Here is a 23,097-nt window from a genome sequence, read left to right on the forward strand (position 1 = left end):
GGCTGGTCGGATGCTGTGATCGCGTCTTGCGGCACGGGCGCGCCTGTCCTCGGGCGGACGGGCTGTGTCCCCGTCCGCGTTCAACCTCTCGGATGTGTGGAAGGAATCAGCGTATGCGTATGGCGGACACGGACGCGCGGGCGACCGCGCGGAGCGCATGGCGCCCGTCGATGCTCTGGTGCTGCGCGGTTCCGGTCATGTGCTGAACAAATAGTGAACGCGGCGCGGCGTCAAGATGGTTGGTAACGATATCGATGGCGAAGCCCCGGAGGGTTAACGGCGGGCGAGGCCCGTCGTCCCGGATCGGCTGGACGAAACGGAAGGGCATGGCCCGGGGGCTCGCGTCCGGCGTGTCGGTCGCCGGCGGCGCGACCCGCGCGACGGGCACGGTCCATCCCCTGCCGCGCGGTCGTCCCCGGAACGGGCCGACGTGAAGCCGCCTCGCGACCGTGCCGCCGGCGACGGCTCGGCCGCGCCGCCGAGGGCTTACCCGGCAGCCAGTTCCGCCAGCGTCGCGCGCATCTCCGGCGAGACCGGGATCCCGCGGCGCTCCGCGACGCGGCGGGCTTGCAGGCGCCGGTCGCCGGGCAGCCGTTCCTGTCCCGCCTCCCGGACCATGGAAAGCAGCGTGGCGACGCGTCCGGCGAAGTCCGGAAGCCTTCCCCGGCCGGCGTCCGGATCGATCAGCAGGACGGTCTGTCCGCTCCGCGGCGTGGCGACTCCCGGATGCCCGGACAGGTCGAGCTCGCCGGAGAAGCCTCCGCCGACCAAGGCCGCGCAAAAGATCTCGACCATCAGCGACAGCGCGGCTCCCTTGTGGCCGCCGAACGACACGAGGGCGCCGCCGTCCAGCACGGCCTTCGGATCCGTTGTCGGCCGGCCCGCCCGATCGATGCCGGTGTCGGCAGGCAGCGCCCGGCCCTCGCGCGCCGCGAGTTGCACGTCGCCGTTCGCCATGGAGGAGGTGGCCATGTCGAACACCAACGGAGCGTCGCCCGCGCGCGGCGTCGCGAAGGCGATCGGGTTGGTCCCGAACACGGCGCGATGCCCGCCGAAGGGGACGACCGCCCGCATCGAGTTGATGAACGTCAGGGCGACCAGCCCGGCATCCGCGAACGGCTCGACGTCGAGGGACAGGGCGCCGAGATGGTGCGAGTCGCGGATCGCGACCGCGGCGACGCCGTTCTCCCGCGCCTTGCGGATCGCAAGGTCGCGGCCCGCCGCCAATGCGGGAACGGCGAAGCCGTTCCGGGCGTCGATCCGCAGGAAGCCGGGCGCCGCGTCCTCGATCGAGGGCACGGCACGCCCGTCGACCCAACCGGGGGAGCGGAGGGTGTCGACGTAACCCCGCATGCGGAAGAGTCCGTGGCTGTGCGCGCCGTCGCGCTCGGCGGCGGCGCAGTTCTCGGCGAGCAGGCGCGCCACCGCGTTCGAGCAGCCGTACCGCTCCAGGATGGGCGAGAGCGTCTCGACGAGGTCGGCCAGGGGGACGCGGTCCGAGGACCCGGTTCCCGTCATCGGGAGTCCCTTTCCGGGCGTCGCCCGATCGGTGGGGCTTTGGTTCCGCCGTTCAAGCGACGGCCTGCGCGCCGGTGATCTCGACCAGCGAGCCGCAGATGAACGGCGCCTCGTCGGACGCAAGGAAGGCGACGAGGGCCGCGACCTCGTCCGGCTTGCCGATGCGGCCGAGCGGCACGAGCCGGTCGAGGTCGGCGATGGTCTTGCCGGCGCGCTTGACGCCGGCTTCCAGCATCGGCGTGTGGATCTCGCCGGGGCAGACGGCGTTCACCCGGACATTGTTCGGGGCGTAGTCGCGAGCGAGGTTCTGCGTGAACGCGGCGACGGCGGCCTTCGTCGTGTTGTAGGCGATGTGGTTCGGCGCGGGGTAAAGGCCCCACTGCGAGGCGGTGTTCACGATCGCCCCGCCGCCCGCCTCGACCATGTGAGGCAGGACGGCCCGGCAGAGATGGAACATCGCGTCGAGGTTCACGGCGAAGCTGGTGCGCCAGTCCTCCTCGGTGAGCGACAGCAGGTCGCCGCGCCGGTTGATGCCCGCGTTGTTCGCGAGGACGTCGATGCGCCCGTGGCGCTCGAGGGTCGCGGCGACGAGCGCGGCGCAGGCGGCACCGCTCGAGATGTCGGCGGCGAGCGGTTCCGCCGTGCCGCCGCTCGCCCGGATGCCTTCGGCCACCTCCTTGGCGGCGGCGGCGTCCATGTCGGTCACCACGACGTGCGCGCCCTCGTCGGCGAGGCGGCGACAGATCGCCGAGCCGATGCCTCCGCCGCCGCCCGTGACGATCGCGACCTTGCCCTCGAAGCGTTTCATGCGGGTCTCCGGACTTTCTCGTTCAGCGGATGTAGCTGCCGCCGTTGACGTCCAGCGTCGCGCCGTTCAGCGAGCGCTGGCTCGGGCGGAGCGCGAAGGCGACGAGTTCGGCGACCTCCTCGGGCGTCGCCATCGCGCCGGTCGGGATGTCGCCGGTCGCGGCCGCCTCGCCGAACCTGGCGACGAAGTCCTCGGCCATCGCGGTGCGCACCCAGCCGGGGGCGATCGCGACAGAGGTGACGCCGTCCTTGCCGAAGGAGCGGGCGATCGATTTCGAGACGTTGACGAGCGCCGCCTTCGCCGCGCCGTAGGGCATGGCCTCGGCCGCGTAGCCGCGCTGCGCCGCCCGGCTGGCGATGTGGACCATCTGGCCGCCGCCGTGCTGCCGGAAATGCCGGAGCGCCGAGCGGCAGAGGTCGACCGCGGCGAAGAGGTCGACCTGGAACTCGTGTCGCCAGGCGGACTGCCAAGCGTCGAGATCGTCGTCGATCGTCGTCTCCGAACGGATGCCGGCGTTGTTGACGAGGCCGTGGACCCTCCCCGCCTGCCGGACGGCGTCTTCCCAGAGCTTCGTCGCCCCGTCGGGGCTGGAAAGGTCGGCGCCCACGATCCAGCCGGAGCCGCCGACGCTTTCCAAAAGCGCCCGTGCCCTGGCCTCGTCCCGTCCGTAGTGGATCACGGCGCGCCCGCCCTCGGCGGCGATCCGCTCGACGATGGCCGCGCCGATGCCGCCGCTGGCTCCGGTGACGAGGATCGTCCGTCCTTCGAGCGTCATTTCCGGTCCCTCGAGAGATCGCCGACCTGTGGCCCCCAAGTGTCGGAGAGCGCGAAGCCTTGGGGAAAGGGATCGTCCCGGTCGAGCCGCATGAACTCGCGGCCGTAGATCCAGCCCCGTCCGGTGATCCGGGGGAGCACCGCGGGGCGGCCGGCGACGTTCGTCTCGCCGATCGCCTCGGCGAGGAACTCGCCGCCGATGATGGAGCGCGAGCGGCGCGCGTCGCCGACCCGCACCTCGCCCTTCGCGTGGAGCACGGCGAGGTTGGCCGAGGAGCCGGTGCCGCAAGGGCTGCGGTCGACGCGGCCGGGCTTCAGCGTCGTGCAGGTCCGGATCGCGCCGTCCGGCTCGCGGTCCCGGAACATCACGTAGGCGATGCCACCGACCCCATCCAACTCCGGATGGCACACCGAGACTTGGCTGGCGAGGATCGACTTCAGCTCGATGCCCGCTTCCGCGAGTTCCCGGGCGTAGGCGGGATCGATAGACAGGCCGACCTGCCCGACGTCGACGATCGCGTAGAACACGCCGCCGAAGGCGACGTCGGCGCGGATCGTGCCCCAGCGCGGCGTCTCGACCGCGCAATCCAACGCCTCGACGAAGGAGGGCACGTTGTCGAGGCTGACCGACAGGCAGCGCCCGTTGGAGCAGCGCGCCCGAGCGGTGACGAGGCCGGCGGGCGTGTCGAGCCGCACGACCGTTTCCGGCTCGCGCATCGCCACGCGGCCGCTTTCGAGCAGCGCGGTCACGACGCAGATGCAGTTCGAGCCGGACATCGGATGCGCCCGGTCGGCCTGGAGGACGATGAAGCCCGCGTCGGCGTCGGGTCGCGTCGGAGGGATCAGCAGGTTCACCGACATCGCGACGCCGGCACGCGGCTCGAAGGCGACGAAACGGCGCAAGCTGTCGTCGACCTCGTTGATGTGGTTCATCATGTCCAGCGCGGTCGCGCCCGGGATCGGCGGCGCGCCGCCGACGATAACCTTGCCGATCTCGCCCTGACAGTGGACCTGGAGAAGCTCCAGCTCCCTAGCGAAGCTCATTCGCCTCGCCCTTCTTGATGTACCAGGCCCAGGGGTCCTCCGACACGAAGCGGGTGACCTGCTTGGTCTCGAGGTAGTTCTCGAGACCCCAGCGGCCGAGCTCGCGGCCGATGCCGGACTGCTTGTAGCCGCCCCAGGGCGCCTCGGTGAAGGTCGGCTGCGAGCAGTTGATCCAGACGATGCCGGCCCGAAAGGCGGCCGCGACCCGCTCGGCGCGCTCGTCGTCCGCCGACATCACGGCCGCCGCGAGGCCGAAGCGGGAGTCGTTGGCGAGCCGCACCGCTTCCTCCTCCGTTCCGAAGGAGCGGACGCAGACCACGGGACCGAAGATCTCCTCGCGCCAGGCGTCGCTGTCCAACGGCGCGTCCGTGATCACCGTCGGCTCGACGTAGTAGCCCTTGTTGAAGTTCGGCGCGCGGCCGCCGCCGGAAGCGATCGTCGCCCCGTCCGCCTTCGCCTTCGCGATCGCGGCGAGAACGTTGTCGTACTGCTTCCTCGACACGAGCGGCCCGAGCAGCGTGCCTTCCGCGAGCCCGTCGCCGATCCGGATGCGTTTCGCCTCTTCCACCAGACGATCGAGAAGCGGCGCGTAGAGGTTTTCCTGCACGAGGACGCGGGAGGTCGCCGAGCAGACCTGTCCCTGGTTCCAGAAGATGCCGAACATGATCCATTCGACGGCCTCCTCGACGTCGGCGTCGTCGAACACCACGAAGGGTGACTTGCCGCCGAGCTCCAGGCTGATCCGCTTGATGTCGCGCGCTGCCCCTTCCATGATCTTCGAGCCGATCGGCCCCGAGCCCGTGAAGGCGAGCTTGTCGACGTCCGGATGGTCGACGATCGCCTGGCCGACCTTCGAGCCGGGGCCGGTGACGATGTTGAGGACCCCCGGCGGCAGGCCGACGTCGATCGCGATCGCGGCGAGTTCCAGCGCCGTCAGCGAGGTCTGCTCGGCGGGCTTCAGCACCACCGTGCAGCCGGCCGCGAGGGCAGGGGCGACCTTCCAGGCGGCCATCAGCAGCGGGTAGTTCCAGGGAATGATCGCGCCCGCGACGCCGACCGGCTCCCTGACCGCCTTCGAGACGAAGCGCGCGTCCGGCAGGGCGACCGTTTCGGTGCGCTTCCCGTCCAGTTCCTCGGCGAGCCCGGCATAGAACTCGAAGCAGCCGGCGGCGTCGCCGATGTCCCACTCGGCTTCCGGATAGGGCTTGCCGTTGTCGAGGACCTCGAGGCGGGAGATCTCCGCCAGCCGCTCGCGGATCGCGGCCGCGATGGAACGCAGGTACCGCCCGCGCTCGGCGCCCGGCAGCTTCGACCAGGATCCGTCGTCGAAGGCGCGCCGCGCCGCCTTCACGGCGAGGTCGACGTCCTCGGCGGTGGCGGACGGCGCCTTGTGGATGACCTCCTCGGTCGCCGGGTTGATCACGTCGAAGGTGCCGCCCTGGAGCGGCTTCGCCCAACGGCCGTCGATGTAGAGTGCGTCGCGCATGGAAGGGTCTCCCGGGTTCAGACGTGACGGGTGATGCCGCCGTCGACGCGCACGTTCTGTCCGGTGATGTAGCCGGCGTCGTCGGACAGGAGGAACGCGGCGGTCTTGGCGATCTCGGCCACCGTGCCGATCCGCTTCATCGGGATCGTCGCGGCCGTCTCCGCCGTGTAATCGAGGCTGTCGATGTAGCCCGGCAGCAGTGCGTTCATGCGGATGTTGTCGGCCGCGTAGCGGTCGGCGTAGAGCTTGGTATAGGCCCCGACCGCCGCGCGGTAGGCGCAGGAAACGGGGAACTTCAGCGTCGGCTCGAAGGCGGCGAAGGTGGTGATGTTCAGGAACGCGCCCCGGCCCTGGCGCAGCATCGTCGGCGTCGCCAGCCGCGCCATGCGCACCACGGGCAGCAGCATCATCTCGTTGCCGCGCGCCCAGTTCTCGTCCGCGATGTCGACGAGGTCGCCCTTCGGCGGATGGCCGGTGTGGTTCACCACGGCGTCGATGCGGCCGAAGCGGTCCAGCGCGCCGGAAACCAGCGCCTCGAGGTCGGCGGCGTTCTCGGTCGAACCTTTCAGGCCGAGGCCGTCGAGTTCCGCAGCGAGCGCTTCCGCGCTGCCGGACGGCGACATGAGGGCGAGGCGATAGCCCCTGCTTCCCAGTTCGCGGGCGATCGCGGCGCCCATGCCCCGGCCGCCGCCGGTGATCACGGCGACAGGCGCGTCGACTTTCGTGGCTTCGGGCATGGCTTGGCGTCCTTCGTTAGAAGCGGTCGACACGGTAGGGCCGCATGTCGACGGGGGGCGTCCGGCCGGTGACGAGGTCGGCCATCAGGCGGGCGGAGGTCGCCGCGTAGGTCAGGCCGAGATGGCCGTGGCCCGTCGAGTACCAGAGCCCCTTGGTTTTCGCCGACGGGCCCATCACCGGCACCGTGTCCGGAAGCGCGGGGCGATGGCCCATCCATTCGCTCGTTCCTTGGACCTTCAGGTCCGGCAACGCTTCCCTGGCCCGCTTGACCGTGATCTTCGCGCGTCGGAAGTCGGGCTCCGCGTCGAGACCCGCCATCTCCACGGTGCCGCCGACGCGGATGCCGCCGGCGGTCGGGGTCACCATGAAGGCGCGGGCAGGCCAGATGATCGAGTGGCGCATCGAGATCCCGGGCGCCATGATCTGCGTGTGGTAGCCGCGCTCGGTCTCGAGCGGCATCGGCTCGCCGACGAGCTTCGCCAGCCGTCCCGTATGCGCGCCGGCGCACAGCAGGACATTCCCGGCCGCCACGCTGCGCCCGTCCGTGAGGCGGATCGCCCGGAGCCTGCCCTCCGCCCGCTCGAAGCCCGCGACCTCGCCGGTCTCGAGCCGGCCGCCGCGCTGGAGGAAGCGCTCGTAGAGACCGACGACCAGCTTGTGCGGGTCGCGGACCGAGCGGTTCCGCGGAAACAGGACGGCGCGCCCGATCTTCGTCGACAGCGCCGGCTCCAGGTCGCGGATGGCGTTGCCGCCGAGCAGCTCGTGCTCGAAGCCGAAGCGCTCGAGGATCTCGATGTGGTCGCGGTCGGCCGCGAACTCGGCGTCGTCCCGGTACAGGCTGAGGCACCCCTCGCGGCCCAGAACGTCCGATAGCCCGGCGTCCGCCAGAAGCGGCTCGAGATCCTCGTAGACGCGCTTGCACAGCACCGCGCCCGCGGCCTCCAGTTCCCGCAGCCGCGCCGGCCGGCTCGCTGCGAGGAAGCGCAGGAACCACGGGACCAGCCGCGGCACGTAGGACGGCCGCACGCGCACCGGGCCTTCCGGGTCGATGAGCCATTTCGGCATCTGCCGCCAGATCGCCGGACGCGAGGCGGGCATGAACTCCGTCACCGCGATGCTCGCCATGTTGCCGAAGGAGGCGCCACGCCCGGGCTCGGCCCTGTCGAGCAGCGTCACGTCGCGGCCGCGGCGCTGGAGTTCGTAGGCGATGGCGACGCCGATGATGCCCGCGCCCACCACGACGATCCGGTTCGTCAAGTCGTTCATTCCCTCGAAGCTTCCGCGGTCACTATGCTCACGCATGCGGCGATCAGACCGTCGACATCCAGGTGTCCGACATCGTGAACCCTTCCTGGTAGGGGTCGGTCGGGTCCATGCCCATCTGGTAGAGCCCGGTGATCCAAGCCTGGCCGGCGATCGCCGGCACGACGGCGGCGTAGGACCCGACCTTCGCGACACCGTCGATCGTGCAGGCGAACCGGCTACCCGTGATCGACTCGTGGACGAGCGTCTCGCCTTCCCGCATCAGCCCCTTGGCATGGAGAAGGGCGAGCCGCGCGGACGACCCGGTGCCGCAAGGGCTCCGGTCGCAGCGTCCCGGGGAGACGATCACGGTGTTCCTGGCGAAGAGCCGCTCCCCCTCGCGACGCAGCGGCCCCATGAACTGGGTGTTGGTGATGCCGGGAATGGCCGGGTTCTCCGGATGCTCCACCGCGAACTGCTCGACCGCGGCGGCCTTGACCCGCTGCCCGAGCTCGCAGAGTTCGCGCGCCTCGGAGCGCTCGATCGCGAAGCCGAGCTCGGCGGCGTCGACCATCGCGTAGGTCATGCCGCCGTAGACGATGTCGACGCCGACCGCGCCGAAGCCCGCGAGTTCCAGCTTCCGGTCCAGATGGTAGCAGAAGGCCGGCTGGTTCACGAGGCGCACGCTCGTGACCTTGCCGTCCGAGCACTCGCAGCGCACCCGGATGAGCCCGGCCGGGGACTCGAGCGTAAGGTTCGTCACCGGCTCCCGCATCGGCAGGATGCCGGTCTCGAGCAGCACGGTCGCGACGCAGATCGTGTTCGAGCCCGACATCGCCGGGTACTCCGTCGTCTCGAGGATGACGTAGCCCATGTCGGCCTGCGGGTGGTTCGAGGGCAGGACGATGTTGGCGTTGTGCCAGACGGCGCCGCGCGGCTCGAACAGCACCATCCTGCGGATGTCGTCCATGTGCGTTTCGAGGTGGACGCGCTTGTCGAACATCGTCTCGCCCGGCACCTGCCCGACGCCGCCGACGATCACCTTGCCGCTTTCGCCTTCCGCATGGCAGTCGACGACGGACAGGGTTCGCTTGAAACGCATAAGATCCAAACCGGAAGCGGGGCGAATGCGGGGCGCCTGAGCGGCGCCGGCGGAGGCGACCCCCGCCGGCGCGTCGCTCAGTTCAGGACGGGCTCGAGCGCGGCGCGGAACTCCGCCTTCTCTTCCGCCGTCAGCTCGCCGAGCGGCGCCCGGCAGACGCCGACGGGCGTGCCCTGCACCTCGCAGCCGTACTTGATCTTCTGCACGAACTTGCCGCTTTCGAGGATGTTCATCGCCCGGTAGAGCACCGTCATCTGCTCGCGCGCCTTGGCGAGGTCGCCGGAGCGGAAGGTGCGGTCGAGATCGCAGCAGGCCTTCGCCATGCAGTTCGCCGGGCCGCAGATCCAGGAGTCGGCGCCCCAGAACATGAAGTCGAGCGCGAGGTCGTCCGAGCCCGACACGAGGGCGATCCGGCCGTCGTAGCGGCTGTGGATGTCGATGGCGCGCTGCATGACGCCCGAGCTTTCCTTGATGCCGACGACGCGCGGGTCGTCCGCCAGCGCGTCCATCACGTCGAAAGTGATCTCGATGCCGTCCTTGTAGGGGTAGCTGTAGAGCACGAGGTTGACGTCCGCCGCGTCGAGGACCGCCCGATAATGCGCGAGGAGTTCGGCGTCCGTCGGGCGGGTGTAGAAGGGCGTCGCCAGAAGAACCGTGTCGTAGCCGATCTCCCGGGCGCGCAGGGTGTTCTCGATCACCTCGCGCGTGGCCGGGGCGTTGGTGCCGGCGATGAGCGTCTCGTTCTCGTTGGCGAACTCCTTGACGAACCGCAGCACGTCCTCGCGCTCGTCGTTCGACATGGAGGAGTACTCGCCGGTCGAGCCGCAGGGCACCCAGCCGGTGACGCCGGCGGTACGCAAGGCCGTCAGGTGCTTCTCGAACGCCTTGAAGTCGATCTTCCCGGCGGCGTCGAAGGGGGTGACGAGCGCGGGCATGACGCCTGAGAGCTGCATCGGTGGTCTCCTTTGGATCTCGGGAACCGGAGCGTTTCCGGCTCGGGTCGACATTGACGGATGCGGGTCAGACGGCGAGCCGGCGCAGGATGCGGCGCTCGACGACGGTCACGAGACGGGTGAGGGGGAAGGCGATCGCGAAGTAGATCGCGGCGACGATCGTCAGCACCTCGACGGGACGGGCCGTGTTGTTGGAGATGTTCTGGCCGATGAACATCAGGTCGGCCATGCCCACCGCCGAGACCAGCGCGCTCTCCTTGAACAGGCTGACGCAGTTCGACAGGAGCGTCGGCACCGCCCGGAGCACCGCCTGGGGCAGGACGACGCTCGTCACGCGCGTCCACGGCGACAGCCCGAGGGCGACGCAGGCGTCGAACTGTTCGCGTCCCACGGTCTTCAGCGAGGCGCGGAAGGTCTCCGAGGTGATGGCGCCCATGTAGAGGGTGAGCGCGGTCACGCCGCAGGTGAAGTTCGAGAGCTCGAAGCCGAGGATCAGCGGCAGGCAGAAGAAGATCCAGAAGAGCTGGATCAGCACCGGGGTCCCGCGGAAGAACTCGACGTAGACGGAGGCCGCGGCCCGCAGGACCCGGCTGCCGGACGTCCGCGCCAGCGCGATCAGGAAGCCCCAGGCGCAGCCGAGCACGATGCAGATCGCGGTCAGCTCCAGCGTGGTCAGGAGCCCGAGCAGGAGCGCGTGCTGGAACCGGAGGACGATCGAGAAGTCGAGCGGCATCATCATCGACCTGCCCTCCTCAGCGAGCCATGGCCAGCTCGCGGCGGCGCTCCAGCCAGCCGACGAACTGCGTGATCGGGAACGAGACGGCGAAGTAGATGAGCGCGACCGTCGTGAAGGTCTCGATCGGTCGGTAGGTGACGGTCGCGAGCGACTTGCCCTCGTACATGAGGTCCGCCACGGCCACGACGGCGACGAGGGCCGTCTGCTGGAAGATGCCTACACCGTTGGTCAGGAGAACGGGAACGGAGGCCCGCACGGCCTGCGGCAGGACGACGTGGAGAATGCGCTGGAGCGGGGAGAGGCCGAGCGCGACGCTGGCGTCGAGGTGCTCGCGCGGCACGGACTGGATCGCCGCCCGGTAGGCCTCGGCGTTGAAGGCCGTGAGGTTCAGGCCGAGGGCGAGGATGCCCATCGTCAGCGAGTCGAGGAAGACGTTGAAGATCAGCGGCACGCAGTAGAAGAACCAGACGATCTGGATGAGCGCGGGCGTGCAGCGGAAGAACTCGACGAACAGCGTCACCGGCATCCGCACGACCGCGGAACGGCTGAGCAGCAGGAGCGCGACAACGAAGCCGAGCGTCAGGCCGATCGCGTTGGCGGCGACCGTGAGCTGGACGGTGATCCAGAGTCCCCGGAACAGGGGATCGAGGTTGCGGGTGACCGCACCGAAATCGAAGGAGTAATCCACGGCGGCGCACCCTTCAGTGGATATGGAAGACGCGGTCGATGAACTCCTTCGTCCTGGTTTCCTTCGGGTTGCCGAGGACCTGCTCGGGCGGACCGTCCTCCACGACCACCCCGCCGGCGCAGAACAGGACGCGGGAAGCGATGTTCTTCGCGAACCACATGTCGTGGGTGACGATCATCATCGGCATCGACTGCTTCGCGAGCTGAAGGACGACCTGCTCGACCTCGGCGACGAGCTCGGGGTCGAGCGCGGACGTCACCTCGTCGAAGAGCATCAGCTTCGGGTCCAGCATCAGCGCCCGGGCGATGGCGACGCGCTGCTTCTGGCCGCCGGAAAGCTGGGACGGGTAGGCATTCGCCTTCGCCTTCAGCCCGAAGCGCTCGAGGAGCGCCATGGCCCGCTCCGTCGCCTTGGCCTTCCTCTCCCCGTTCACCTTGCAGGGCGCGAGCACGAGGTTCTGGACGATGCTGAGGTGCGGGAACAGCGTGTAGTGCTGGAACACCATGCCGATCGAGCGGCGGACCCTGACGTCGATGTCGGTCTTCCTGCCCGCGCCGCGGGACGAGATGTACGGCTTGCCGTCGAAGGTGACCGAGCCCGAGTCGATCTCCTCCAGCCCCATCATGATGCGCAGCAGCGTCGACTTCCCGCCGCCGCTCGGCCCGATCACGACCGTGCGGTCGCCGGGTCGCATCGTGAAGTCGAGGCCGTTGAGGACCTTGATGTTCGGTCCGTAGCTCTTGTGGAGCCCCTCGACCCTCACGAGCGCCGATGTCTCCTGGTCGGTCGTCCTGGCATCCATCGCCGCCTCCCTCGGATTGATGGCTGGGTGGGGCGTCCGGCAACGGCGAGCGCGCCGCAGCCGGACGCCGTCGCCTACTTCGCGCCCTTCAGGACCTCGTCGTTCGCCTTGGCGATCAGGGCGTCGACGGCGCCGGTGGCGACCTTCTCCTCGAGGAAGATGTTCACGACCTCGATGTCGGAGTAGGAAAGCTGGTGCGGCAGGCCGAAGGAGACGCCCTGCTTGGCGAGCGCCGGCTCCGGGTTGAGCGCCACGGCCCAGTCCGGGTTCGACTGGGTCAGGAGCTGGTTGGTGTCGGAGGCGTCGACCACGATGTCGGCGCGCCGGGACATGAGGGCGAGGCGCGTCTCGTCGTTGCTCGGCAGCCGCATGACCGTAGCCTGCTTGACCGCGGCCGAGATCGCCTTGTCCTGCGCGGTGCCGGACATCACGGCCATCGTCACGCCGGGCTTGTCGACGTCGGCGACCGACTTGGCCTCGCCGGCGAGCTTCGGGTTCTGCTTATTGTAGACCAGCGAGATCTGGTACTGCATCGCGGGGATCGAGAAGTTCACCGCCAGGGCACGGGCCGGCGTGCGGTTCAGGGCGAGCGAAACGTCCCACTTGCCCGCTTGGAGCCCGGCGACGATGTTGTCCCAGGTCGTGTCGACGAACTCGGGCTTCACCTTCAGCGTGTCGGCGAACTCGCGGCAGAGGTCGGCGAAGAAGCCGGAATACTCTCCCGTCGCCGGGTCACGCATCACGTAGGGAGGGGCGACAGCGGCGCCGCAGCGCAGCACGCCAGCGCCCTGCACCTTCTGCCAGTATCCCTCGGCCGTCTGCGCGCTCGCGGTTCCCGCGAGGACGGCGGCGACGGCGAGGGCTGACAGGCCCCGCGCGGCGATGGAAAGCAAGGTCGATCGCATTGGCACTCCCCTTGGCTGATCGTCGACGGCGGCGGGGCCATCGAGACCCGAAGGTTCATGTCGTCACCGTGACGACACACACAGCATTTGTCGTCATCGAGTCGACACTGTCAATAAAAAAGTACGACGTGTCGACAAATGAGGCAGTTGCTGCTTATTTGGCCAAGGGAGGTGCGATGCGGTGATCGAGGACGAGACGTCGATGGCGGAGCCGAGGCGCCCGAAGGGCACGAGTTGGAGGAGCGTCTACGACACGCTGCGCACCGACATCCTGTCGCTGGAGCTCGCGCCCGGCGACCTCCTCGACGAGAACACGCTCGCCGAGCGCTTCGACCTGTCGCGTTCGCCGGTGCGCGAGGCGCTGATCCGGTTGGCGGGCGAGGAGCTCGTCGTCACCCTGCCGAACCGCTCGACGATCGTCGCGCCGCTGGAGATCGACCGCTTCCCGAAATACGTCGAGGCGCTCGACGTCGCGCAGCGCATGAACACCCGGCTCGCCGCCGAGCTCCGGTCGGACGCCGACCTGAAGGCGCTAGTGCGCCGGGCCCGTGACTTCGAAGACGCGGTGCGGGAGGGGGACCATCTCCAGATGTCGGCGACCAACAAGGATTTCCACATGGCGGTTGCCCGGGCGGGGCAGAACCCGTTCCTCGCCGGCTTCTACGACCGCCTGCTCAACCAGGGGCGGCGGATGCTGCACCTGCATTTCCGCTTCCTCGAGCGGACCGGCGACGGCTTCCTGCTGACCGACGAGCACGACGAGATGGTCGCCGCGATCCGTGCCCGGGACGTGAAGCTCGCCGACGAGCTCGCGCACGCCCATACCCGGCAGTTCCGCGACAACTTCATGGACTACATGCGCGAGAACTACACGTCCGGCGTCTCGCTCGCGCCGCTCGCCGCGGCGGAGTAGCGGAAGCCGAAAGTGTACCGGGATCGTCGCTCGATGGATCCAGGGAGTTGACGACCTACGCCATCCAGCCGCGAAGCAACCCGGGAGGTCCTCCATCCCGGCTGCCCGTTACGGTGCGAGATGGCGAATTTCCCGACCGTCGATCTCGGGACATGGGCGCCGATGGCGGACGTTGTCCCCGTCTCCAGCTCACCGTCGCGCCCAAGCGAGGCGAGGGCAGCCTTAGGCCGTATGACGATGAAGCCTACCGAATACACCGTCTTTCAGAGCCGGGCGGGCGACCGCAACGATCTCGCCATTCCCGGTGCGAAAGCGATCGGGCAGGCGCTCGCTCGCAGGACGGGTGTCTCACCGACCGTGATCGGATCGCCGGCACCCGCGTTGAACGTGAACTGGCGCGAGGAGCTCGATGCTGCCCTGCCGGCGCTCAGGGCGATGCAGTCGCGCATGCATGACGTCCTTGCGTCCGGAGCGATCTCGATCGCCGCGACGAGCCGTTGCGCCGTGTCGCTGGCGACCTTGCCGGCCGTCGCGCAGCATCATCCGGCCGCCTGTGTCGTATGGTTCGACTCCCACGGCGATCTGAATACGCCCGGCTCCACGACCACGGGCTACCTTGGCGGCTTGGCTCTCGCCGCACCCGCTGGGCTCTGGGATTCGGGGTTGGGTTCCGGCTTGGGTCTGGATCGGATCGTGCTGGTCGGGCAGCGCGATCTCGATCCCTTCGAGCAAAGCGTGATCGGGGAGCACGGCATGGCGCACATCGGGCCGGCCGCCGATCTCGCAAGCGAACTGCGGGACGCGGTCGCGGGACGACCGGTCTACGTGCACCTCGATTGCGACGTCCTCGATCCGGGCATCGTACCGACGGACTACGTGCACGAGGGCGGGCTGTCGCTGGAGGACCTGCGGCTGTGCTGCACGGTGCTGGCACGGCACGAGTTCGTCGGGATCGAGATCGCCGAGTTCCAGTATGCATGGCAGACGGACGGCGATCCGGTCTCGCCTGAGTTCTTGCTGGACGCCGTCGCCCCGCTGCTGGAGCCGTGAGCTTCACTGGACGCTCGGCACCGTCTCCTTGGCGCGGGCGACGAGGGTCCGGCGATTGCGAGCGTCGAGAACGATGCATCAGAACGTCGGCGGCGTGCAGGCGCTGACGACCTCGCAGGGGACGGGGCCGACGCAGCGGAAGCGGTGGGGCCGCCGGCTCTCGAAATAGTATGCGTCCCCGGGACCGAGGATGCGCCGCTCGTCCTCCACCGTCACCTCCAGCCGACCCGTAAGGACGATGCCGCCTTCCTCGCCCTCGTGGACGAGCGGCACCTTTCCCGTGTCCGCGCCCGGCTGGTAGCATTCCCTAAGAATCTGAAGGGATCGTGCGAACAGGTCGTCGCCGACCTGCCGGTACGAGATCGCGCCCTTGCCGATCTCGACCAGTTCTTCCGCCTGATAGAACGCCTTCCGCAACCGTTCCGGCTCAAAGGCGAAGAACTCGGCGAGGCCGATCGGGATGCCGTCGAGGATGCGCTTCAGCGCCCCGACCGACGGGTTCGTGGCGTTCGCCTCGATCAGCGACACCGTCGAGTTCGTGACGCCCGCTCGCTTCGCGAGCTTGCGCTGCGACAGGCCGTGCACCATGCGCAAGTGGCGCAGGCGCCCACCGATGTCGACGGCATCCACCATCCAGCCCCGTTCTCCCTGTTCGAAATCCGCAACAGTTTCTCTTTCCGTCCAGCTAGGTCAAGCCTTTCGGCGACGAAAGAAAAGGACTTGTTGGAACGGCAAATCACTGGCCTTGTCCGCGCATCCCTTCGGAGGCCCGACATGAACGTCCACGCGAAGCCGAACGCGCCGGTGCTCGACAGCTACTGGATGCCGTTCACCGCCAACCGCCAGTTCAAGGCGGCGCCGCGCATGCTCGTCTCCGCCGAGGGCATGCACTACACGAGCGACGATGGCCGCCGCGTGCTCGACGGCACGGCGGGTCTCTGGTGCGTCAACGCCGGGCACGGCCGCCGCGAGATCGCGAGCGCGGTGGAGCGCCAGCTTTCCGCGCTCGACTACGCGCCCTCGTTCCAGATGGGGCATCCCGTCGCCTTCGACTTCGCCGAACGGCTCGCCGCCATTGCGCCGGGGCCGGAAGGCAGGAAGCTCGACCGCGTGTTCTTCACCGGCTCCGGCTCCGAGTCGGTCGACACCGCGCTGAAGATCGCGGTCGCCTACCAGCGGACGATCGGACAGGGGACGCGCACGCGCCTCATCGGGCGCGAGCGCGGCTACCACGGCGTCGGCTTCGGCGGCATCTCGGTCGGCGGTCTCGTCAACAACCGCCGCGTCTTTCCGCAGCTTCCCGGCACCGACCATCTGCGCCATACCCACGACATCGCCCGCAACAGCTTCGTGCGCGGCCAGCCTGAACACGGCGCCGAGCTCGCCGACGATCTGGAACGCCTCGTTGCCCTGCATGGCGCCGAGACGATCGCCGCCTGCATCGTCGAGCCGGTGGCGGGCTCCACCGGCGTCCTCGTGCCGCCGAAGGGCTACCTCGAACGGCTCCGCGCGATCTGCGACCGGCACGGTATCTTGCTTGTCTTCGATGAGGTCATCACCGGGTTCGGCCGGCTCGGCGCGCCCTTCGCGGCCGACCATTTCGGCGTCCTGCCCGACCTCGTCACGACAGCGAAGGGCTTGACCAACGGCGCGTTGCCGATGGGCGCGGTGTTCGCCGGCCGCCACGTCCACGACGCGCTGATGCAGGGACCGGAAGGCGCGATCGAGCTGTTCCACGGCTACACCTATTCCGGCCATCCGGCGGCCTGCGCCGCGGGCATCGCCACGCTCGACATCTACGAGAGCGAGGGGCTGCTGACACGTGTCGCCGCCATCCAGGAAGACTGGCACGCGGCGATCCACTCGCTCGCCGACCTGCCGAACGTCGTCGACATCCGCACGATCGGGCTGATCGCCGGCATCGAGCTGAAGTCGAGGGACGGCGCGATGGGCGCCCGCGCCTACGACGTCTTCGTCGACTGCTTCGAGAAGGGCCTCCTCATCCGCGTCACCGGCGAGATCGTCGCGCTGTCGCCGCCGCTGATCGCCGAGACCGGGCACATCCACGAGATGGTCGAGACGCTCCGCGCGTCGATCGAGACCATTCGATGACCGCCGATCGTCGGTCGCAGCACATGGAACAGGCGAGTTGAGACCATGAACGACATCGGGCATTTCATCGGCGGTGCGCGGGTTGCGGGCATGTCGGGGCGCCATGCGGACGTCTTCAACCCCGCGACGGGGCAGGCGACGGGGCGGGTCGCGCTGGCATCGGCTGCCGAATTGCAGCGGGCGGTCGACGGGGCTCTGGCCGCGCAGCCGAAGTGGGCCGCGACCAACCCGCAGCGCCGGGCGCGGGTGTTCATGCGCTTCGTCGCGCTCCTCAACCAGCACATGACCGAGCTGACCGAACTGCTGTCGTCCGAGCACGGCAAGACGGTGGAGGACTCGAAGGGCGACATCGTGCGCGGGCTCGAGGTCGCCGAGTTCGTCTGCGGCATTCCGCACCTGATGAAGAGCGAGTTCACCGAAGGGGCGGGGCCGGGCATCGACATGTACTCGATCCGCCAGGCCGTCGGGATCGGGGCCGGCATCACGCCGTTCAACTTCCCCGCCATGATCCCGATGTGGATGTTCGCTCCCGCCATCGCCTGCGGCAACGCCTTCATCCTGAAGCCGAGCGAGCGCGATCCCTCCGTGCCGCTGCGCCTCGCGGAACTGATGATGGAGGCGGGTCTGCCGGCCGGCGTCCTGCAGGTCGTCAACGGCGACAAGGAGGCGGTCGACGGCATCCTCGGGCATCCCGACATCGGCGCGGTGAGCTTCGTCGGCTCGACCCCGATCGCGAGCTACGTCTATTCCGAGGCTGCGAAGACGGGCAAGCGCGCGCAGTGCTTCGGCGGCGCGAAGAACCACATGATCATCCTGCCGGACGCCGACCTCGACATGGCGGCGGACGCTCTTATCGGCGCGGGCTACGGCTCGGCTGGCGAGCGCTGCATGGCGATCTCGGTGGCCGTGCCCGTCGGCGAGGCGACCGCGGACGCGCTGATCGAGAAGCTCGTGCCGAAGGTCGAGGCGCTGAAGATCGGCCCCTACACCGACGAGACCGCCGATTACGGCCCGGTGGTGACGAAGGCGGCGAAGGAGAAGATCCTGAGCCTCGTCGAGAAGGGCGTCGCGGAGGGCGCGGAACTCGTGGTCGACGGCCGGAACTTCCGGATGCAGGGCTACGAGGACGGCTTCTTCGTCGGCTCGTGCCTCTTCGACCGGGTGACGCCGGACATGGAAATCTACCGCCAAGAAATCTTCGGGCCGGTCCTCAGCGTGGTGCGCGCGAAGGACTACGAGGAGGCGCTGTCGCTGCCGACCCAGCATGAGTACGGCAACGGCGTCGCGATCTACACGCGCGACGGCGATGCGGCGCGCGACTTCGCGAGCAGAGTGCCGATCGGGATGATCGGGGTGAACGTGCCGATCCCCACCCCGCTCGCCTACCACTCGTTCGGCGGCTGGAAGCGCTCCGTCTTCGGCGACCTCAACCAGCACGGACCCGACGCCATCAAGTTCTGGACCCGAACCAAGACCGTCACGAGCCGCTGGCCCTCCGGCATCAAACAGGGCGCCGAATTCTCCATGCCCGTCATGCGCTGACAAGCGCGGCAGGGAAACGAGAAGGGCCGGGAGCGATCCCGGCCTTTTTGGTGCCCAGCGATTGGAAGCACGCGACGGGGATCAGGCGGCGTATCGGGAAACGCCGAGGTCGCGGGCGTCGATGTCGGGCGACCGGTCCGAGACGAGGTCGGCGACGAGCTTGGCCGAGCCGCAACTCATGGTCCAACCGAGCGTGCCGTGCCCGGTGTTGAGGAAGAGGCCCTTCACGTGCGTCGGGCCGATCACGGGCGTGCCGTCCGGCGTCATCGGTCGGAGCCCCGACCAGAACGAGGCGCGGGACAGGTCGCCTCCCGGGAAGAGGTCGGAGACGGAGTGCTCCAGCGTCCGTCGCCGACGTTCCGGGCGGTCGTTGGTGAAGCCGGAAATCTCCGCCATGCCGCCGACCCGGATGCGGTCGCCGAGCCGGGTGATCGCGATCTTGAAGGTCTCGTCCATGACGGTCGACTCCGGTGCCAGCGCCTCGTCGACGATCGGGATCGTCAGCGAGTAGCCCTTCACCGGGTAGACCGGCAGCCGGATGCCGAACGGGGCGACCATTGCCGGCGAATGCGAGCCGAGCGCCACCACGACCGCATCGGCGCGGACCATGCCCCGGTCGGTCTCGACGCCCGCGGTCCGACCGTTCCGGACGAAGACGTTCCGGATCGCCCGGCCCCACTCGAAGGATACGCCGCGCCCAGCGGCGACGTCCGCTAGGGCGTTCGTGAACTTGAAGCAGTCGCCGGTCTCGTCCCGGGGGGTGAGAAGTCCGCCGACGATCCGGTCGCGCGCGTGGAACAGCGCCGGCTCGACGCGAACGCAACCTTGCGGGTCCAGCACCTCGTAGGGCACGCCGTCGGCCGCCAGCGCCTTCTGGTCCTTGAGCGAGGCGTCGAGCTGAGCCTCCGTGCGAAAGAGCTGGAGCGTGCCCCGCATGCGCTGGTCGTAGGCGACGTTGGTGTCGCGCCGGACCTCCGCCAGCGCGAGACGGCTGTAGTCGGACAGGCGCAGCATGCGGCCCTTGTTCAGCGCGTAGCGCCCCGACGTGCAGTTGCGCAGCATCGCGGTGAGCCAGCGCAGCATGGCCGCATCGAGCTTGGGCCTGAGGATCAGCGGCGCGTGCTCCATCAGGAGCCACTTCACCGCCTTCTTCGGGATGCCGGGAGCCGCCCACGGGGAGCAGTAACCGAACGAGACCTCGCCCGCGTTGGCAAAACTCGTCTCCAGCGCCGGTCCGTCCTGCCGGTCGATCACCGTCACCTCGTGACCGGCCCTCGCCAAGTACCAGGCGGAGGTCACGCCGATCACGCCGGCGCCGAGAACGGCGACCTTCACGAAGCCGCTCCCGTCCCGTCGTTGACGTATCGGCGCTCGAAGCGACGGCCAAGCGACGTCAGGATCTCGTAGGGGATCGTGTCCGCCGCCGCCGCCACCGCGTCCACCCCCTGGCGCGGGCCGACGAGGTCCACGAGATCGCCGGGCCGCAGCCCGGCGTCGCCCGCGTCGAGAACGATCGAGTCCATCGACACCCGCCCGACGATCGGCAGCCGCGCGTCGCCGGCCCAGGCCGCGATGCGGCCGCCGAGCCGCCGCGGCCAGCCGTCGGCGTAGCCGATGCCGATCGTGGCGAGCCGCATCGCTTTGCTGGCGACCGCCGCGTGCCCGTAGCCGATCCCAGTGCCGGACGGCACGTCCCGGACCTGGACGACGCGCGCCTGGAGCCGGGCGACCGCCCGCATCGGGTTCGGTCCCGTCCCGGCGAACGGCTTGCCGCCGTAGAGCGCGATGCCGGGGCGCACGAGGTCGAAATGGTAGTGCTCGCCGAGGAATATGCCGGCGGAGTTGGCGAGCGAGCGCGGCGCGTCCGGCAGCATGGCGGACAATTCGGTGAAGCGGCCGAGCTGCGCGGCGTTGGCCGGGTGGTTCCGCTCGTCCGCGCACGCGAGGTGACTCATGACGAGACGCACGTCGATCCCCTCCAGGAAGCCGCGGTCGCGACCGATGGCCTCGACGTCGGACGGCGAGAGACCCAATCGCGCCATCCCGCTGTCGACCTGGAGGGCGGCGGGAAGGCGCTTGCCCCGTCGCCGGGCTTCGCGCGACCACCGAGCGACCTGGTCGAGCGAGTTGAGCACCGGCTGGATCCCCGCGTCGGCGCATCGCGCCTCCGCGCCGGGGGAGAGGCCGTTCAGGACGAGGATGTCCGCCCCCGGCAGCCCGCCGAGCAGGGCGAGCGCCTCGGCGAGGTGCGCGACGAAGAAGGTGCGGCAGCCGCTCGCGAACAGCGTCCCCGCGACGGGAGAGGCGCCGAGCCCGTAGCCGTCGGCCTTGACGACGCCCGCGACCGTGGCGTGTGGCGCCCGTTCGGCGAGCAGGCGACGATTGGCGGCGAGGGCAACGAGATCGATCGTCAGGACGCCCGCGGTCCCGTCGCCGCCGGAGCGCGGGTCCGGGTCGCGGACCGCGCGCCCGGCCATGTCGCGCGTCGACGCCATCGCTGCCGCACCCATCGTGTCGCCTCCCGAGTCGAGACGGCATGATGGTCGAACGATCGCCGAATGTCCGCGCTTTCGTCCGCCGTTCGTGCGATATCTCCCGTCCCATTTGATGCAACGTTCGAAAGGAAGCAACGTCGTGCCGACGCTCGACAGCATCGACCGCAACATCGTGAGGGCGTTGCGCCGCAACGCGCGGGTGACGAACGTGCAGCTCGCGGCGGAGGTCGGCCTGTCGCCGTCCGCGTGCCTGCGTCGCGTCCAGATCCTGGAGGCACAGGGGACCATCCGCGGGTACACCGCGGTGGTGTCGGGCGCGGGTGCCGGGGCGGACGCCCAGGTGGTCATCGTCCGGATCAGCTTGGAGCGGCAGACGGAGGACGTCCTGAACCGCTTCGAGGCGGACGTGCTGAAACACCCGGAGATCCGCGAGTGCTACCTGATGACCGGGGAGGAGGATTACCTCCTGCGCGTCGAGGCGGACGGGGCGGGCGACTACGAGCGCATCCACAAGGAGGTGCTGTCGCGCCTGCCCGGCGTCCAGCGCATCAACTCGAGCTTCGCCATCCGCAGCGTCGTTTGAGGAATGCGCCGGTGCGGTTCGCCGCCGACGCGCCGCCTATCCGCCCGCGTCGGACCGGAAAGCGGCAATTACGGGCGCCGCGGTTTGACCGGACGTTCGGCGGGGTGACCGCGCTGTCGCTCGCCGACATTCCCGGGGAACGACTGCGGGATGCCTGCCCGGATGCGGACGACGCCGCGATGCCCGATGCGGCTCCGGCGGACGGTCGCGGCGCGAGCGTCGGGTAGGACGCGGCGCCCGCCGCCGACCGGCGACACCGCCCACGGGGGCTGACTCGGATCCGCCCCTACCGCTTGAACCGATCGCGGGCGGTGAGCCGCTGGCTGGTCGGGGTCACGTCCCGCCCGTAGATCTCGGCGCGAAGGTACGCGACCTCGGCCTCGTGCGCGTCCTCCCCGACCTCCGTCCACCATGCCTTCGGTCGGCCGTTCGAGCCGTCGCTCCAACGATAGCCCCGCGCCTTCAACGCGTCCTTCAGGTGGAACGGGCTGCCCTCCGCCCAAAGGCGCACCCGCGTTCGCCGCGAAGCCTCGAGCAGGCGGCCGAAGGCAGTGCCGCCGTGGTCGGGCAGGGGACGGGCCAGCACCTTGAGCAACGCGTGGCAGTCGTCGGCGGCGCGGTGGCCGGAATGAAACCACCCGCAACTGTTGACGAGATAACCGAGTTTCGTTCCCTCGAAGCCGAGCGTGGCCCATTCGATCTCGCGGACCGAGCAGGCCCAGGGCATCGCCGCGAAGCCGCCGACGAGACCCTCGCAGAAGGGGCGGTCGAAGCCGGCGTTGTGCGCGATCACGAGGTCCGCGCCCTCGACGAATCGGGCCGCGGCCTCGCGATCGATGCGTCGACCCGCGACCATCTCCGGCGTGATCCCGGTCAGCCGCGTGATCTCCGGTGCGATGGGAACGCTCGGCTCCCCGAGCGCCGAGAAAACGTCGACGACGTCGCGGATGCCGTCCCCGTCATAGCTGAAGGCGACCATGCCGAGCTCGATGACCTCGTCACGGCTGTGGTCCAGTCCCGTCGTCTCGGTGTCGACCACGATGCCGAGCCGGGTTTCCGCGCCGGGCGCCGGCCGGGCCGCGGCGCGCACGGGGCGGGGCTCGAGGCGGCGCAGGACACGGTAGAGCCCGGTCTCCTCCAATCGGCGCGCCGCGTCCTCGTGGTCGGGCTGTGGTGATCGGACCGCGGCGTGCGTCGCGGACAGGGGCGGGAGGTCCGCCACGGGAGCGAGCGGCGGGAACCGCGTTCCGAGGGGGACGGGCGCGCCGGGACCGGCCGGCGCGGCCGCGCGCGTCGCGGGAAGCCCCGGGACGTTCGCGGCGGCGCGCGAGAAGAGGTCCGCCTGCCGCATGTTCGGTCGCAAGTACGATCCCATCCAGTCGCCGTCCGCGGCGTCCGCCGGCCCGGGAGGCCCGTCCGTCGGCGCAGGCGCGAACCTTCCCAACGGCTGACGGCCGGGCAAGCGGACAACCGGTTCGTCCACGCTATCCACAGGCTGGCCGCTGCCGGATTGACTGCCCCTTCGACGGGAACAGATAGTGAACGCTTTCGTCGGCGATTCGCGCCGCCCCGAAGGATCCGACCAGCGCATGGGAGTTCGCTCCGC

24 protein-coding genes are annotated in these 23,097 nt (G+C 69.6%); 6 read left to right on the forward strand and 18 right to left on the reverse strand.

Annotated elements, in window-relative coordinates; all coding sequences use genetic code 11:
* Positions 1–106: 106 nt before the first annotated feature.
* The 14 genes from F6X38_RS14300 to F6X38_RS14365 all read right to left on the reverse strand — a co-directional run bounded on the left by F6X38_RS14300 (position 107) and on the right by F6X38_RS14365 (position 12,796).
* Positions 107–388: a hypothetical protein gene (locus F6X38_RS14300; protein WP_150970680.1), complete on the reverse strand. Its 282-nt coding sequence runs from the start codon at positions 386–388 to the stop codon at positions 107–109.
* A gap of 98 nt (positions 389–486) precedes the next feature.
* Complete coding sequence (locus tag F6X38_RS14305; protein WP_150970682.1) at positions 487–1,518, reverse strand: Ldh family oxidoreductase; 1,032 nt, start codon at positions 1,516–1,518, stop codon at positions 487–489.
* A gap of 52 nt (positions 1,519–1,570) precedes the next feature.
* Complete coding sequence (locus F6X38_RS14310) at positions 1,571–2,326, reverse strand: SDR family NAD(P)-dependent oxidoreductase (protein WP_150970684.1); 756 nt, start codon at positions 2,324–2,326, stop codon at positions 1,571–1,573.
* Positions 2,327–2,348: 22 nt separating this feature from the next.
* Positions 2,349–3,101 carry an SDR family NAD(P)-dependent oxidoreductase gene (locus F6X38_RS14315; protein ID WP_150970686.1) on the reverse strand — a complete coding sequence of 251 codons (753 nt, stop codon included), beginning with the start codon at positions 3,099–3,101 and terminating at the stop codon, positions 2,349–2,351.
* The gene (locus F6X38_RS14320) at positions 3,098–4,144 is read right to left on the reverse strand and encodes a proline racemase family protein (protein ID WP_150970688.1); all 1,047 of its coding nucleotides are present in this window, start codon (positions 4,142–4,144) and stop codon (positions 3,098–3,100) included. The genes F6X38_RS14315 and F6X38_RS14320 overlap by 4 nt, the downstream gene beginning before the upstream one ends.
* Positions 4,131–5,630 carry an aldehyde dehydrogenase family protein gene (locus tag F6X38_RS14325; RefSeq protein WP_150970691.1) on the reverse strand — a complete coding sequence of 500 codons (1,500 nt, stop codon included), beginning with the start codon at positions 5,628–5,630 and terminating at the stop codon, positions 4,131–4,133. Before F6X38_RS14325 ends, F6X38_RS14320 begins: the two co-directional genes overlap by 14 nt.
* Positions 5,631–5,647: 17 nt before the next feature.
* Positions 5,648–6,367, reverse strand: coding sequence for an SDR family oxidoreductase (locus F6X38_RS14330; protein ID WP_150970693.1), 720 nt, complete (start codon positions 6,365–6,367; stop codon positions 5,648–5,650).
* Between the two features lie 16 nt (positions 6,368–6,383).
* A complete protein-coding gene (locus F6X38_RS14335; protein ID WP_343033235.1) occupies positions 6,384–7,670 on the reverse strand; it encodes an NAD(P)/FAD-dependent oxidoreductase in 1,287 nt (428 codons plus the stop codon).
* A gap of 7 nt (positions 7,671–7,677) precedes the next feature.
* Positions 7,678–8,712 carry a proline racemase family protein gene (locus tag F6X38_RS14340; protein WP_150970697.1) on the reverse strand — a complete coding sequence of 345 codons (1,035 nt, stop codon included), beginning with the start codon at positions 8,710–8,712 and terminating at the stop codon, positions 7,678–7,680.
* A gap of 77 nt (positions 8,713–8,789) precedes the next feature.
* Positions 8,790–9,665 carry a dihydrodipicolinate synthase family protein gene (locus tag F6X38_RS14345; RefSeq protein WP_150970699.1) on the reverse strand — a complete coding sequence of 292 codons (876 nt, stop codon included), beginning with the start codon at positions 9,663–9,665 and terminating at the stop codon, positions 8,790–8,792.
* Between the two features lie 67 nt (positions 9,666–9,732).
* Positions 9,733–10,401 (reverse strand): amino acid ABC transporter permease, encoded by a 669-nt coding sequence (locus F6X38_RS14350; protein ID WP_202617984.1) that lies wholly within the window; start codon positions 10,399–10,401, stop codon positions 9,733–9,735.
* Positions 10,402–10,417: 16 nt separating this feature from the next.
* Complete coding sequence (locus F6X38_RS14355; protein WP_150970701.1) at positions 10,418–11,089, reverse strand: amino acid ABC transporter permease; 672 nt, start codon at positions 11,087–11,089, stop codon at positions 10,418–10,420.
* 13 nt (positions 11,090–11,102) lie between these two features.
* Positions 11,103–11,891 (reverse strand): amino acid ABC transporter ATP-binding protein, encoded by a 789-nt coding sequence (locus F6X38_RS14360; RefSeq protein WP_150970703.1) that lies wholly within the window; start codon positions 11,889–11,891, stop codon positions 11,103–11,105.
* 74 nt (positions 11,892–11,965) lie between these two features.
* Entirely contained in the window at positions 11,966–12,796 is an 831-nt protein-coding gene (locus F6X38_RS14365; protein WP_150970705.1) for a substrate-binding periplasmic protein, read from the reverse strand.
* A 202-nt stretch (positions 12,797–12,998) separates the two neighbouring features.
* Here F6X38_RS14365 and F6X38_RS14370 point away from each other — a divergent pair, with 202 nt between their 5' ends.
* Together F6X38_RS14370 and F6X38_RS14375 are read left to right on the forward strand one after the other, a co-directional pair.
* Positions 12,999–13,709 carry a GntR family transcriptional regulator gene (locus tag F6X38_RS14370; protein WP_150970819.1) on the forward strand — a complete coding sequence of 237 codons (711 nt, stop codon included), beginning with the start codon at positions 12,999–13,001 and terminating at the stop codon, positions 13,707–13,709.
* A gap of 237 nt (positions 13,710–13,946) precedes the next feature.
* The gene (locus F6X38_RS14375; protein WP_246191354.1) at positions 13,947–14,759 is read left to right on the forward strand and encodes an arginase family protein; all 813 of its coding nucleotides are present in this window, start codon (positions 13,947–13,949) and stop codon (positions 14,757–14,759) included.
* Positions 14,760–14,837: 78 nt separating this feature from the next.
* On the opposite strand, the gene F6X38_RS14380 is transcribed toward F6X38_RS14375, so the two are convergent.
* Positions 14,838–15,392 carry a cupin domain-containing protein gene (locus tag F6X38_RS14380; RefSeq protein ID WP_150970709.1) on the reverse strand — a complete coding sequence of 185 codons (555 nt, stop codon included), beginning with the start codon at positions 15,390–15,392 and terminating at the stop codon, positions 14,838–14,840.
* 141 nt (positions 15,393–15,533) lie between these two features.
* Between F6X38_RS14380 and aptA the strand changes: the two genes are divergently transcribed.
* On the forward strand, positions 15,534–16,871 hold the full coding sequence (gene aptA, locus F6X38_RS14385; RefSeq protein ID WP_150970711.1) for an omega-aminotransferase AptA: 1,338 nt from the start codon (positions 15,534–15,536) through the stop codon (positions 16,869–16,871).
* A gap of 45 nt (positions 16,872–16,916) precedes the next feature.
* Positions 16,917–18,413, forward strand: a complete 1,497-nt coding sequence (locus F6X38_RS14390) for a CoA-acylating methylmalonate-semialdehyde dehydrogenase (protein ID WP_150970712.1) — start codon at positions 16,917–16,919, stop codon at positions 18,411–18,413.
* A gap of 81 nt (positions 18,414–18,494) precedes the next feature.
* Here the strand turns inward: F6X38_RS14390 and F6X38_RS14395 are convergent, their stop codons facing one another.
* The gene (locus F6X38_RS14395) at positions 18,495–19,748 is read right to left on the reverse strand and encodes a D-amino acid dehydrogenase (RefSeq protein ID WP_150970714.1); all 1,254 of its coding nucleotides are present in this window, start codon (positions 19,746–19,748) and stop codon (positions 18,495–18,497) included.
* A complete protein-coding gene (gene alr / locus F6X38_RS14400) occupies positions 19,745–20,890 on the reverse strand; it encodes an alanine racemase (protein WP_150970821.1) in 1,146 nt (381 codons plus the stop codon). The genes F6X38_RS14395 and alr overlap by 4 nt, the downstream gene beginning before the upstream one ends.
* A gap of 157 nt (positions 20,891–21,047) precedes the next feature.
* Here alr and F6X38_RS14405 point away from each other — a divergent pair, with 157 nt between their 5' ends.
* Both F6X38_RS14405 and F6X38_RS14410 read left to right on the forward strand, forming a co-directional pair.
* Positions 21,048–21,491: an Lrp/AsnC family transcriptional regulator gene (locus F6X38_RS14405; RefSeq protein WP_150970716.1), complete on the forward strand. Its 444-nt coding sequence runs from the start codon at positions 21,048–21,050 to the stop codon at positions 21,489–21,491.
* An 11-nt stretch (positions 21,492–21,502) separates the two neighbouring features.
* Positions 21,503–21,718 (forward strand): hypothetical protein, encoded by a 216-nt coding sequence (locus F6X38_RS14410; RefSeq protein ID WP_150970718.1) that lies wholly within the window; start codon positions 21,503–21,505, stop codon positions 21,716–21,718.
* Between the two features lie 59 nt (positions 21,719–21,777).
* On the opposite strand, the gene F6X38_RS14415 is transcribed toward F6X38_RS14410, so the two are convergent.
* A complete protein-coding gene (locus F6X38_RS14415; RefSeq protein WP_246191355.1) occupies positions 21,778–22,866 on the reverse strand; it encodes a 3'-5' exonuclease in 1,089 nt (362 codons plus the stop codon).
* Positions 22,867–23,097: the final 231 nt, after the last annotated feature.

Origin of the sequence: Plantimonas leprariae (genome assembly GCF_008802405.1) — a bacterium.
GTDB classification, from domain to species: Bacteria; Pseudomonadota; Alphaproteobacteria; order Rhizobiales; family Rhizobiaceae; genus Plantimonas; species Plantimonas leprariae.

What these genes read in the sequence shown, in the direction of transcription:
- F6X38_RS14305 (WP_150970682.1), bottom strand. Translation starts at nt 1,518, where the DNA reads ATGACGGGAACCGGGTCCTCGGACCGCGTCCCCCTGGCCGACCTCGTC.
- F6X38_RS14310 (WP_150970684.1), bottom strand. Translation starts at nt 2,326, where the DNA reads ATGAAACGCTTCGAGGGCAAGGTCGCGATCGTCACGGGCGGCGGCGGA.
- F6X38_RS14315 (WP_150970686.1), bottom strand. Translation starts at nt 3,101, where the DNA reads ATGACGCTCGAAGGACGGACGATCCTCGTCACCGGAGCCAGCGGCGGC.
- F6X38_RS14320 (WP_150970688.1), bottom strand. Translation starts at nt 4,144, where the DNA reads ATGAGCTTCGCTAGGGAGCTGGAGCTTCTCCAGGTCCACTGTCAGGGC.
- F6X38_RS14325 (WP_150970691.1), bottom strand. Translation starts at nt 5,630, where the DNA reads ATGCGCGACGCACTCTACATCGACGGCCGTTGGGCGAAGCCGCTCCAG.
- F6X38_RS14330 (WP_150970693.1), bottom strand. Translation starts at nt 6,367, where the DNA reads ATGCCCGAAGCCACGAAAGTCGACGCGCCTGTCGCCGTGATCACCGGC.
- F6X38_RS14335 (WP_343033235.1), bottom strand. Translation starts at nt 7,670, where the DNA reads ATGCGTGAGCATAGTGACCGCGGAAGCTTCGAGGGAATGAACGACTTG.
- F6X38_RS14340 (WP_150970697.1), bottom strand. Translation starts at nt 8,712, where the DNA reads ATGCGTTTCAAGCGAACCCTGTCCGTCGTCGACTGCCATGCGGAAGGC.
- F6X38_RS14345 (WP_150970699.1), bottom strand. Translation starts at nt 9,665, where the DNA reads ATGCAGCTCTCAGGCGTCATGCCCGCGCTCGTCACCCCCTTCGACGCC.
- F6X38_RS14350 (WP_202617984.1), bottom strand. Translation starts at nt 10,401, where the DNA reads ATGATGCCGCTCGACTTCTCGATCGTCCTCCGGTTCCAGCACGCGCTC.
- F6X38_RS14360 (WP_150970703.1), bottom strand. Translation starts at nt 11,891, where the DNA reads ATGGATGCCAGGACGACCGACCAGGAGACATCGGCGCTCGTGAGGGTC.
- F6X38_RS14365 (WP_150970705.1), bottom strand. Translation starts at nt 12,796, where the DNA reads ATGCGATCGACCTTGCTTTCCATCGCCGCGCGGGGCCTGTCAGCCCTC.
- F6X38_RS14370 (WP_150970819.1), top strand. Translation starts at nt 12,999, where the DNA reads ATGGCGGAGCCGAGGCGCCCGAAGGGCACGAGTTGGAGGAGCGTCTAC.
- F6X38_RS14375 (WP_246191354.1), top strand. Translation starts at nt 13,947, where the DNA reads ATGAAGCCTACCGAATACACCGTCTTTCAGAGCCGGGCGGGCGACCGC.
- F6X38_RS14380 (WP_150970709.1), bottom strand. Translation starts at nt 15,392, where the DNA reads ATGGTGGATGCCGTCGACATCGGTGGGCGCCTGCGCCACTTGCGCATG.
- aptA (WP_150970711.1), top strand. Translation starts at nt 15,534, where the DNA reads ATGAACGTCCACGCGAAGCCGAACGCGCCGGTGCTCGACAGCTACTGG.
- F6X38_RS14390 (WP_150970712.1), top strand. Translation starts at nt 16,917, where the DNA reads ATGAACGACATCGGGCATTTCATCGGCGGTGCGCGGGTTGCGGGCATG.
- alr (WP_150970821.1), bottom strand. Translation starts at nt 20,890, where the DNA reads ATGGCCGGGCGCGCGGTCCGCGACCCGGACCCGCGCTCCGGCGGCGAC.
- F6X38_RS14415 (WP_246191355.1), bottom strand. Translation starts at nt 22,866, where the DNA reads ATGGGATCGTACTTGCGACCGAACATGCGGCAGGCGGACCTCTTCTCG.